Origin of the sequence: Streptomyces physcomitrii, from assembly GCF_012273655.1 — a bacterium.
Classification (GTDB): domain Bacteria; phylum Actinomycetota; class Actinomycetes; order Streptomycetales; family Streptomycetaceae; genus Streptomyces; species Streptomyces physcomitrii.
In genome coordinates this window covers 82992-93511 of sequence record NZ_JAAWWP010000024.1, presented here as the reverse complement: position 1 = coordinate 93511, position 10520 = coordinate 82992, and the positions used below count along the sequence as shown (strand labels likewise).

Below are 10520 nucleotides of genomic sequence, written 5' to 3'. Positions count from 1 at the left end.
TAGTGTTTCGGTGGTCATAGCGTGAGGGAAACGCCCGGTTACATTCCGAACCCGGAAGCTAAGCCTTACAGCGCCGATGGTACTGCAGGGGGGACCCTGTGGGAGAGTAGGACGCCGCCGAACTAAACGTGATGAAGAAACCCCGGTTTCTGGTCTTCGGGCCAGAAACCGGGGTTTCTTTATGTACCGAGCCCGGCCGCCACCCCTCTGCCGGGGCCGAGGCCGGCTGAGGGTAAAGTCAGCAGGCATCGTCGGCTCGTAGACCAGGAGGCCCCCGGGTGGAGGTCCAGGAGACCCGTGTCCAGACCGACCGGGTGCTCACCATGCCCAACATCCTCAGCATGGCCCGCCTGCTGGGCGTGCCGCTGTTCCTGTGGCTGATCCTGCGTCCCGAGTTCGGTGGCCCCAAGAGTGACTTCTGGGCCCTCCTGGTGCTGATGTTCAGCGGGGTCAGCGACTACCTGGACGGCAAGCTGGCCCGGCGCTGGAACCAGATCAGCAGCCTGGGCCGCCTGCTGGACCCGGCCGCGGACCGGCTCTACATTCTCTCCACCCTGGTCGGGCTGACCTGGCGGGAGATTCTTCCGCTCTGGCTCACCTGCGTCCTGCTCGCGCGGGAGCTGGTCCTCCTTGTGATGGTGGGGATCCTGCGGCGCCATGGATATCCGCCGCCGCAGGTGAACTTCCTCGGGAAGGCCGCGACCTTCAACCTGATGTACGCCTTCCCGCTACTTCTCCTCAGCGATGCGAGCGGTTGGATCGCCTCGTTGGCCGCGGTTTTCGGCTGGGCTTTCGCGGGATGGGGTACAACTCTCTACTGGTGGGCAGGGATCCTCTACATGGTTCAGGTCCGCCGTCTCGTCAAGGCGGACAGCATGGCCGATTGAGGCTGCAGTGCGGCAGCCCCCACCCCTCTGGCCCGGCATCGATATGTACGGGACAATGGCGGCGGATGATGAAGTCGGCTGAACCGTCGTCTCTTAGAGGAGGACGCTTCCGACATGAAGGCCGTCGTGATGGCCGGAGGCGAGGGCACACGCCTTCGTCCCATGACCGCAAGTATGCCCAAGCCGCTCCTTCCGGTGGCCAATCGGCCGATCATGGAGCACGTGCTGCGGCTGCTCAAACGACATGGGCTCAATGAGACCGTGGTCACAGTGCAGTTCCTGGCCTCCCTGGTCAAGAACTATTTCGGGGACGGCGAAGAACTCGGCATGGAGCTGAGCTACGCCAACGAGGAGAAGCCGCTCGGCACCGCGGGAAGCGTCAAGAACGCCGAAGAAGCCCTCAAGGACGACGCCTTCCTCGTCATCTCGGGCGACGCGCTGACGGACTTCGACCTGACCGAGCTGATCAATTTCCACAAGGAGAAGGGCGCGCTCGTCACCGTCTGTCTGACGCGCGTACCGAATCCCCTGGAATTCGGAATCACCATTGTCGACGAGAACGGCAAGGTCGAGCGTTTCCTGGAGAAGCCGACCTGGGGCCAGGTCTTCTCGGACACGGTGAACACCGGTATCTACGTCATGGAGCCGGAGGTCTTCGCCTACGTCGAGGCCGACACCTCCGTCGACTGGTCGGGCGATGTCTTCCCTCAGCTCATGAAGGAGGGCAAGCCGATCTACGGCTTCATCGCCGAGGGGTACTGGGAGGACGTCGGCACCCACGAGAGCTATGTGAAGGCGCAGGCCGACATCCTCGAGGGCAAGGTCGACGTCGAGCTCGACGGCTTCGAGATCTCCCCGGGCGTCTGGGTGGCCGAGGGCGCCGAGGTCAGCCCGGAGGCGGTGCTGCGGGGCCCGCTCTACATCGGTGACTACGCCAAGGTCGAGGCGGGTGCCGAGGTCCGGGAGCACACCGTCGTCGGTTCCAACGTGGTCGTGAAGTCGGGCGCCTTCCTGCACAAGGCGGTCGTGCACGACAACGTCTACGTGGGCCAGCAGAGCAATCTCCGCGGCTGCGTGGTCGGCAAGAACACCGACATCATGCGGGCCGCGCGGATCGAGGACGGCGCCGTCATCGGCGACGAGTGCCTGATCGGCGAGGAGTCGATCATCCAGGGCAATGTGCGGGTCTACCCGTTCAAGACCATCGAGGCGGGTGCCTTCGTCAACCAGTCGGTGATCTGGGAGTCCCGCGGCCAGGCCCAGCTCTTCGGCGCCCGCGGTGTCTCCGGGATCCTCAACGTCGAGATCACCCCGGAGCTGGTGGTGAGGCTGGCCGGGGCGTACGCGACCACCCTGAAGAAGGGCGCGACCGTCACGACGGCCCGTGACCACTCGCGAGGCGCCCGCGCGCTCAAGCGTGCCGTCATCTCGGCGCTCCAGGCCAGCGCCATCGACGTACGGGACCTGGAGAACGTCCCGCTGCCCGTGGCCCGGCAGCAGACCGCGCGGGGCAGCGCCGGCGGGATCATGATCCGTACGAGCCAGGGCGTGCCCGACTCCGTGGACATCATGTTCTTCGACGGCGACGGGGCCGACCTCTCGCAGGCCAGGCAGCGCAAGCTCGACCGGGTGTTCTCGCGGCAGGAGTACCGCAGGGCCTTCCCCGGCGAGATCGGGGACCTGCGTTTCCCCGCCAGTGTCTTCGACTCGTACACCGGCTCGCTGCTGCGGGACGTGGACACCTCCGGGGTCGCCGAGTCCGGGCTGAAGATCGTCGTGGACGCCTCCAACGGCAGCGCCGGCCTCGTCCTGCCGAGCCTGCTCGGAAAGCTCGGGGTGGACGCGCTGACCATCAACCCCGGCCTGGACGAGTCCCGTCCGACCGAGACGGCCGACACCCGCAGGGCGGGGCTGCTGCGCCTCGGCGAGATGGTCGCCTCGGCCCGCGCCGACTTCGGGGTGCGCTTCGACCCGGTGGGCGAGCGCCTGTCCCTGGTGGACGAGAAAGGGCGGATCATCGAGGACGACCGGGCGCTGCTCGTACTCCTCGACCTGGTGGCCGCCGAGCGCCGCAGCGGGCGGGTGGCGCTGCCGGTGACCACGACCCGGGTCGCCGAGCAGGTGGCCGCGTACCACGGCACCCAGGTGGAGTGGACGACCACCTCGCCCGACGACCTCACGCGGGTCGGCCGGGAGGATCAGACGATCTTCGGCGGAGACGGGCGCGGCGGTTTCATCGTGCCCGAGTTCAGCAGCGTCTTCGACGGGACGGCGGCCTTCGTACGGCTCATCGGGCTGGTCGCGCGTACCCAGTTGACGCTCAGTCAGATCGATGCGCGCATCCCGCGGGCGCATGTGCTGCGCCGTGATCTCGCCACCCCGTGGGCGGTCAAGGGCCTGGTGATGCGCACCGTCGTGGAGGCGGCCGGAGACCGCTCCGTGGACACCACGGACGGGGTGCGGGTGGTCGAGGCGGACGGGCGCTGGGTGATGGTGCTGCCGGACCCCGCGGAGGCCGTCACCCACCTCTGGGCGGAGGGGCCGGACGACGCCTCCGCCCAGGCCCTGCTCGACGAGTGGTCGGCGGTCGTGGACAGCGCCGGGCGCTGATCCGGGCATTCGTACCGGAGAGCGCGGGATTTCCGTGCTCTCCGGGCGAGTTCGGTGGGGCCATTCGGAGCTGAGGGCCCCGACGTGCGACGATGTGCGGCATGCCGCAGCAGCCGCCCGAACGGAGTACCCCGCAGCGCCGCCCGCGCCCGGACGCCTCCATGTCGCTGCTGACCAATGTGATGGAGCACGGCCTCGACGAGGGGTATGCCGAGGCGGCCGAGCGCAAGCGGGCCCGCGGCCAGTCGGCACTGCCGGGCCGGCTGCGGGCGAAGCTGGGGCTGGCCGCCGGTCTGGTGCTCGCGGCCGCCGTCGTCACCGTGGGCGCTGCGCAGGCGCGGGTGGCCGCGCCGGTGGTGGCCAAGGAGCGCGAGGAACTGATCGACCGTATCGATCAGGAGACGGAGACCGCCGACCGGCTGGAGTCCCAGGTCGACTCGCTGCGCGACGAGGTGAGCGACCGCCAGCAGGAGGCGCTGAGGAAGCACGGCGGAGACAAGGGCGAGCTGATGGGCCTGCTCTCCGGGGCGATCGCCGTGCAGGGCCCCGGGGTCGAACTCGTCGTGGACGACGCCAAATCGGCCCAGTCCGAGGGCGGCGGCCCCCGGGAGAGCGCGGACTTCTCCGACACCGGCCGGGTCCGCGACCGGGACATGCAGCGGGTGGTCAACGGCCTGTGGGAGTCCGGCGCCGAGGCCATCTCGATAAACGGGCAGCGGCTGACCGCCCTGTCCGCGATCCGCGCCGCCGGGGACGCCATACTGGTCGACAACCGGCCGCTGGTGCCGCCTTACACGGTGCTCGCCATCGGTGACAAGGACCGGCTCAGCCGCACCTTCCAGGACAGCGCCGACGGGCAGTACCTGGACGCGCTGCAGAAGAACTTCGGCATCCGTACGGCCATCTCCGTGCACGACGAGCTGAAGCTGCCCGCGGCGCCCAGCGTGATCGTCAGAACCGCACAGCCGGTGACGAAGAAGCAGCAAGAACAGCAGAAGCAGCAAGAACAGCAGAAATCGGGGAAGGGCACATCGTGATCGCCGTACTGGGCCTCATCGTGGGAGTCGTGGTCGGACTGCTGGTCCGGCCCGAGGTGCCCGCGGTGGTAGAGCCCTACCTACCGATCGCCGTGGTCGCGGCACTGGACGCGGTCTTCGGCGGCCTGCGGGCGATGCTCGACGGCATCTTCGACGACAAGGTCTTCGTGGTGTCCTTCCTGTCCAATGTGGTGGTCGCCGCGCTCATCGTCTTCCTGGGCGACAAGCTCGGGGTCGGCGCGCAGCTGTCCACCGGTGTGGTCGTCGTGCTCGGGATCCGCATCTTCTCCAACGCGGCCGCCATCCGCCGTCACGTCTTCCGGGCGTGAGGCGCATGGACCCCAAGGACCCCAAAGACCCCAGGGACCGCGAGAACCCGGTGGACAGGGGCGAGCGTCCCGAGCCGCACTTCCGCAGGGAGCTGCCGGCCGAGGTGCCCGCCGAGCAGGCGGGCGCCGATCGGGGCGCCACTGCCGCGGAGTCCGCGCCCGACCCCGCCGCCTCCCCGGCGCCGCACGCCCCCGACGAGAGCGGACGGCGGCGGCTGCTGAGCAGTCTGTGGCCGCCGCGGGTCAGCAGGGCCCAGCTCATCGTGGCCGTGCTGCTCGCCGGGCTCGGCTTCGGGCTGGCCATCCAGGTGGCGTCGACCAACGACAACAGCGCGCTGCGGGGCGCGCGCCAGGAGGATCTCGTACGCATCCTGGATGAACTCGACGACCGTACGCAGCGTCTGGAAGATGAGAAGCAGCGTCTGGAGGAGCAGCGGACCGGTCTGGAGAGCAGCTCCAACCAGGCGGAGGAGGCCCGCAAGCAGACCCTGGAGAAGGAGCGCCAGCTCGGCGTCCTCGCGGGGACGGTGGCGGCCGAGGGTCCGGGCATCACGGTGACCGTCGAGGACAAGAAGGGGACGGTGGAGGCGGACATGCTGCTCGACGCCGTCCAGGAGCTGCGTGCCGCCGGGGCGGAGGCGATTCAGGTCAACGGGGTGCGTGTGGTGGCCAATACGTATCTTTCCGACGCTTCCGGGGGTGGAGTGAGCGTGGATGGGAACAAGATCAAGGCGCCGTATCGTTTTCGGGTCATCGGTAAACCGGAGGACCTCGCGCCGGCGCTGAACATCCCAGGGGGAGTCGTGCAGACGCTGGAGAAGGAGCAGGCGGTGGTGAGTGTGCAGGACGAGGAGAAGGTCGTCGTGGACGCCTTGCGACCGGCCGAAGAGCCTGACTACGCTCGGTCGTCGTCCCGGTGAAGAAACGGTGTATGGCGGCTGCCCGACGGGGGCATGAGCTTGCGAGGGGTCGGCACATCACGAAAGCCGCGCGTGAGGGAAACTGTTGGGCGGACAAGGACGTTGAGAGAGTGTCCGGGTCGGCAGCAGTGAGCAGTCAGGGTTCGTCCTGCCCCACGGGCGGGTCTGTTTCGGTCAAGGGGAATCGCCCGTGAAGTTGTTTGGCAAGCTGTTCGGCAAGAGTGCGCGTGACGGGGGTGGCGCCGCGACCGCGCGCCACCGTGCACAGCGGTCCGGCGATCCGGAGGCGCAGGGGGACGACCGTCCACTGTTCCGGGACGAGGTCGCTGCTCCGCGCGGAGACATTTCGGGTGGTCAGGGCGCGTCTTCTGTTGACCCTGCCGGTTCTGGCGCCATAGGTTTCAGGGATCCGTCAACGCCGGGCGCGGGTGGAGCCAACGCCTCGGGCCCGTATGCGTCGCAGGCAGCCGCGGGGCAACCGCGGCGGGAGGATCCGTCCATGTCGGCCCTGGTGTGTACGAGGTGCGGGAACCGCAACGCGGAATCGAGCCGTTTCTGCTCCAACTGCGGCGCGCCGCTGCGTGCCGGGGGCGCCGGTGAGCGCCCCTCGGAGACCACCTCGACGATCTCCATCTCGGGCATCGAGGCCTACGAGGCGGAGGCCACCGGCCAGACGCCCACCCCGATGCTCTCGCCCGAGGCGCAGGCCGCGGTCGACGCGCTGCCCGGCGGTTCGGCGCTGCTGATCGTGCGCCGCGGCCCCAACTCCGGCAGCCGCTTCCTGCTCGACGGGGACCTCACCACCGCGGGACGCCACCCGCAGAGCGACATCTTCCTCGACGACGTGACCGTCTCCCGGCGCCATGTGGAGTTCCGCCGCCAGCCCGACGGCTCCTTCCACGTCGCCGATGTCGGCAGCCTCAACGGCACCTACGTCAATCGCGAGCGGATCGACGCGGTGGCGCTGACCAACGGCGACGAGGTGCAGATCGGCAAGTACCGGCTGGTCTTCTACGCGAGCCAGCGGGGCATCTGACCGCCCCCCGACCCGGTCCGGGGGAATCCCAGGGAAGGCCCATGCTTCGAACTCCGGGCGGCGGTGCCGGCGACGGCGCCGCCGCGGCGGACGGCAGGCTGCTGAGCATCGGCAGCGTGCTGAACGTCCTGCGCGAGGAATTCCCCGAGGTCACCCTCTCCAAGATCCGCTTCCTGGAGGCCGAGGGCCTGGTGGAGCCGCAGCGCACGCCCTCCGGCTACCGCAAGTTCACCCCGGGTGACGTGGAGCGCCTCGCCCGGGTCCTGCGGATGCAGCGGGACCAGTACCTCCCTCTGAAGGTCATCCGCGAGCAGCTGGACGCCGGGCCCGCGGGGGAGGCGCCCGCCGCCGCGCAGGAGAGCGCGGAGGAGGCCGAGCCCGAGGCCCCCGGGGACGGCGAGCGGCCGGCCGTCCGGGTCGGTCGCGCGGAGCTGCTCGCCGCGGCCCAGGTCGACGAGGACACCCTGGCGGAATGGGAGTCCTACGGGCTGCTCGGCGCGCTGCCCGGCGGGGGGTACGAGGCCGAGGCGCTGACGGTCGCCACTCTCGTACGGGAGCTGGGGCGGTTCGGGATCGAGCCGCGGCATCTGCGGGTCCTCAAGGCCTCCGCGGAGCGTGAGGCGGGCCTGGTCGACCAGGTCGTGGCGCCGCTGCGGCTGCACCGCAACCCGCAGACGCGGGCCCACGCCCAGGCTCGTACGAAAGAGCTGGCCGGGCTGACCGCGAGGCTCCACTCGGTGCTCCTGCAATCGGCTCTCGGGGTGCGTTTGCCCTGATAAGGGGGTGCGCGGCCGGGGTTCCCGGCCGGTCCGACTACCCAAAGGTGCCGGGCACGGCCTAGGGTTGCTGTGTGAACGAGCTCGACGTCGTAGGTGTCCGGGTCGAAATGCCCTCCAACCAGCCGATCGTGCTCCTGCGCGAAGTGGGAGGCGATCGCTACCTCCCCATCTGGATCGGCCCGGGGGAGGCCACCGCCATCGCCTTCGCGCAGCAGGGCATGACTCCTCCGCGACCACTCACGCACGACCTGTTCAAGGACGTGCTCGAAGCCGTGGGCCAGGAGCTCAGCGAGGTGCGCATCACCGACCTGAGAGAGGGCGTCTTCTACGCGGAGCTGGTCTTCGCCAGCGGCGTCGAGGTCAGCGCCCGGCCCTCCGACGCCATAGCGCTCGCGCTGCGGACCGGTACGCCCATCTTCGGCAGCGACGGGGTCCTCGACGACGCCGGGATCGCTATCCCGGACGAGCAGGAGGACGAGGTCGAGAAGTTCCGGGAGTTCCTGGACCAGATCTCGCCCGAGGACTTCGGCACCAACAGCCAGTGAGGGGCGGTGCGCGCCGGGTGCCCGAGCGCATTCGGCCAGACTTTCCCCGTGGCGGGGCACGGGAAACCACTCTCAGGGTGATAATCACCCGGCGTGGCGAGCGCGGCGATCGTTGACGCACCCATGGTGACTGCCTACGGTCGTGGAGGCAGGTCAAGGACGCGGAGGTCGGCGTGGGCATGAGCGGCGACGGTACGACTGGGGGAGTTCCCGGGCGCAGCCTCGGGGACCGCGGTCCGTATCAGCTTCAGGGCAACAGGACCGAACGTGCTCCCAAGCTGCCCGCACCCGCCTCGGCGGGGAGCGGACCGGGCGCCGAGGAGATCGGCTACCGCGGCCCCACGGCCTGCGCGGCGGCGGGCATCACCTACCGGCAGCTCGACTACTGGGCGCGTACGGCGCTCGTCGAGCCGACGGTCAGGCCCGCCTACGGCTCGGGCACCCAGCGGCTCTACAGCTTCCGCGACGTGGTCGTCCTGAAGATCGTCAAGCGGCTCCTGGACACCGGGGTGTCCCTGCAGAACATCCGCAGCACCATCCAGCACCTGCGCGAGCGCGGCTTCCGCGACCTGGAGCGCATGACGCTGATGAGCGACGGCGCCACCGTCTACGAGTGCACCTCGCCCGACGAGGTCCACGATCTGCTCCAGGGCGGCCAGGGGATCTTCGGCATCGCCGTGGGTGTGGTGTGGCGGGACGTGGAGGGCGCGCTGTCGCAGTTGCACGGGGAGCGCGTCGACACCGGCGAGACGCTGGTGCCGCACCACCCCGCCGACGAGCTGGCCCGGCGCCGCAACAAGGCCGTCTGAGACCGCCCGCCGGATGAGGCCCCCGGCACCGCGCGAGGGCCTTCGCGGAGGCCGTTGCCGGTTTCCCGGCCCCGTTGTCAGTGGTGTGCGGGAACATCGGTGACGTGAGGACCTCGCCCACCATCCTGCATCTCGACATGGACGCCTTCTACGCCTCGGCGGAGCAGGCCGCCAAGCCGAGCCTGCGCGGAAAGGCCGTGGTGGTCGGCGGTCTCGGTCCCCGCGGGGTGGTGGCGACCGCCTCCTACGAGGCCCGGGTCTTCGGGGTGCACTCGGCGATGCCGATGGGCCAGGCGCGCCGGCTCGCCCCGCACGCCGCCTATCTGGTGCCCCGCTTCGGGCTCTACCGCGCCGTCAGCGAGCAGGTCATGGCGCTGCTGCGGGCGCTCTCCCCGCTGGTGGAGCCGCTGAGCCTGGACGAGGCCTTCGTGGACCTGGAGGCGGAGGGCGCCGCCTGGGACGCGGACTCGGCGCGCGCGGTGGGCCGGGGGCTGCGGGCCGACATCCGGGCGACCACGGGGCTGACCGGCTCGGTGGGCCTGGCCGCCTCCAAGATGCTCGCCAAGATCGCCTCGGAGGAGGCCAAGCCCGACGGTCTGGTGCTCATAGAGCCGGGCACCGAGCGCGAACTCCTCGCCCCGATGCCGGTGCGCACCCTGCCCGGCGTCGGGCCCGCGACCGGCGACCATCTGCGCCGGGCCGGGATCACCACGGTCGGGGAGATCGCCGAGGCCGGGATGGAGGAGCTGGTGCGGCTCCTCGGCAAGGCGCACGGCGAGGGGCTGTACGCGATGGCGCTCGCCCACGACGAGCGCCCGGTGGTGGCCGAGCGGGACGCGAAGTCGGTCTCGGTGGAGGACACGTACGACATCGACATCCACGACCGGGTGCGGGTGCGCGGGGAGGTGCACCGGCTGGCCGGGCGGTGCGTGCAGCGGCTGCGGGCGGCCGGGCGGTCCGGGCGCACCGTGGTGCTGAAGGTCCGCCGCTACGACTTCTCCACCCTCACCCGCTCGGAGACGCTGCGGGGCCCCACCGACGATCCCGCGGTGGTGCGCGAGTCCGCGGCGCGGCTGCTGGAGTCGGTGGACACCACGGGCGGTGTGCGGCTGCTCGGCGTCGGGGTCACCGGGCTCGCGGACTACACCCAGGAGGACCTGTTCGCGCAGGCGGCGAGCGAGCGGCCGGAGCCGGAAGCCGACGCGGAGCAGCCCCGGCCCGCCGCCCCGGTCGCGGAGGTCGCCCCGGCGGAGCGCTCCTGGCCCGCGGGGCACGATGTGCGCCACGCCGCCTTCGGCCACGGCTGGGTGCAGGGGAGCGGGATCGGCCGGGTGACCGTGCGCTTCGAGACGCCGTACTCGGGTCCGGGCCGGGTGCGCACCTTCCGGACCGACGACCCGGATCTGGAGCGCGCCGAGCCGCTGCCCCTGGTGCCGGTGCCCGCGGCGGACACCGGGCCGGGGGAGCCCTCGGAGGCAGCCGGGGAGCGGGAGACGGCCGAGGCGCGGGGGAGCGCCGGGGAGCGGGAGGCGGAGGGGGGCCGAGAGGGCGGCTGAGGGGCCGGGAAG

The 10520-nt window shown here is 70.5% G+C and carries 10 protein-coding genes and 1 rRNA gene; all 11 read left to right on the top strand.

Annotated features, from left to right (window positions below; translation table 11 throughout):
- Positions 1-6 precede the first annotated feature (6 nt).
- The 11 genes from rrf to HFV08_RS27775 all read left to right on the top strand — a co-directional run bounded on the left by rrf (position 7) and on the right by HFV08_RS27775 (position 10508).
- Positions 7-123, top strand: a 5S ribosomal RNA gene (gene rrf, locus HFV08_RS27825).
- Between the two features lie 155 nt (positions 124-278).
- Positions 279-887, top strand: a complete 609-nt coding sequence (gene clsA / locus HFV08_RS27820; RefSeq protein WP_168543214.1) for a cardiolipin synthase ClsA — start codon at positions 279-281, stop codon at positions 885-887.
- Between the two features lie 114 nt (positions 888-1001).
- Positions 1002-3497 (top strand): mannose-1-phosphate guanyltransferase, encoded by a 2496-nt coding sequence (locus HFV08_RS27815; protein ID WP_168543213.1) that lies wholly within the window; start codon positions 1002-1004, stop codon positions 3495-3497.
- Between the two features lie 92 nt (positions 3498-3589).
- Positions 3590-4534, top strand: coding sequence for a DUF881 domain-containing protein (locus tag HFV08_RS27810; RefSeq protein ID WP_168543212.1), 945 nt, complete (start codon positions 3590-3592; stop codon positions 4532-4534).
- Complete coding sequence (locus HFV08_RS27805; RefSeq protein WP_040255169.1) at positions 4531-4863, top strand: small basic family protein; 333 nt, start codon at positions 4531-4533, stop codon at positions 4861-4863. The genes HFV08_RS27810 and HFV08_RS27805 overlap by 4 nt, the downstream gene beginning before the upstream one ends.
- Before the next feature lie 5 nt (positions 4864-4868).
- The gene (locus HFV08_RS27800) at positions 4869-5783 is read left to right on the top strand and encodes a DUF881 domain-containing protein (protein WP_168543211.1); all 915 of its coding nucleotides are present in this window, start codon (positions 4869-4871) and stop codon (positions 5781-5783) included.
- Between the two features lie 148 nt (positions 5784-5931).
- Positions 5932-6819 carry a zinc-ribbon and FHA domain-containing protein gene (locus HFV08_RS27795; protein WP_210430881.1) on the top strand — a complete coding sequence of 296 codons (888 nt, stop codon included), beginning with the start codon at positions 5932-5934 and terminating at the stop codon, positions 6817-6819.
- A 41-nt stretch (positions 6820-6860) separates the two neighbouring features.
- Positions 6861-7595 (top strand): transcriptional regulator FtsR, encoded by a 735-nt coding sequence (gene ftsR / locus HFV08_RS27790; RefSeq protein WP_168543210.1) that lies wholly within the window; start codon positions 6861-6863, stop codon positions 7593-7595.
- 74 nt (positions 7596-7669) lie between these two features.
- Positions 7670-8143, top strand: coding sequence for a bifunctional nuclease family protein (locus HFV08_RS27785; protein ID WP_168543209.1), 474 nt, complete (start codon positions 7670-7672; stop codon positions 8141-8143).
- A gap of 173 nt (positions 8144-8316) precedes the next feature.
- Positions 8317-8952, top strand: a complete 636-nt coding sequence (locus HFV08_RS27780) for a MerR family transcriptional regulator (RefSeq protein WP_168543208.1) — start codon at positions 8317-8319, stop codon at positions 8950-8952.
- Positions 8953-9056: 104 nt separating this feature from the next.
- Entirely contained in the window at positions 9057-10508 is a 1452-nt protein-coding gene (locus HFV08_RS27775; protein ID WP_312885857.1) for a DNA polymerase IV, read from the top strand.
- Positions 10509-10520: the final 12 nt, after the last annotated feature.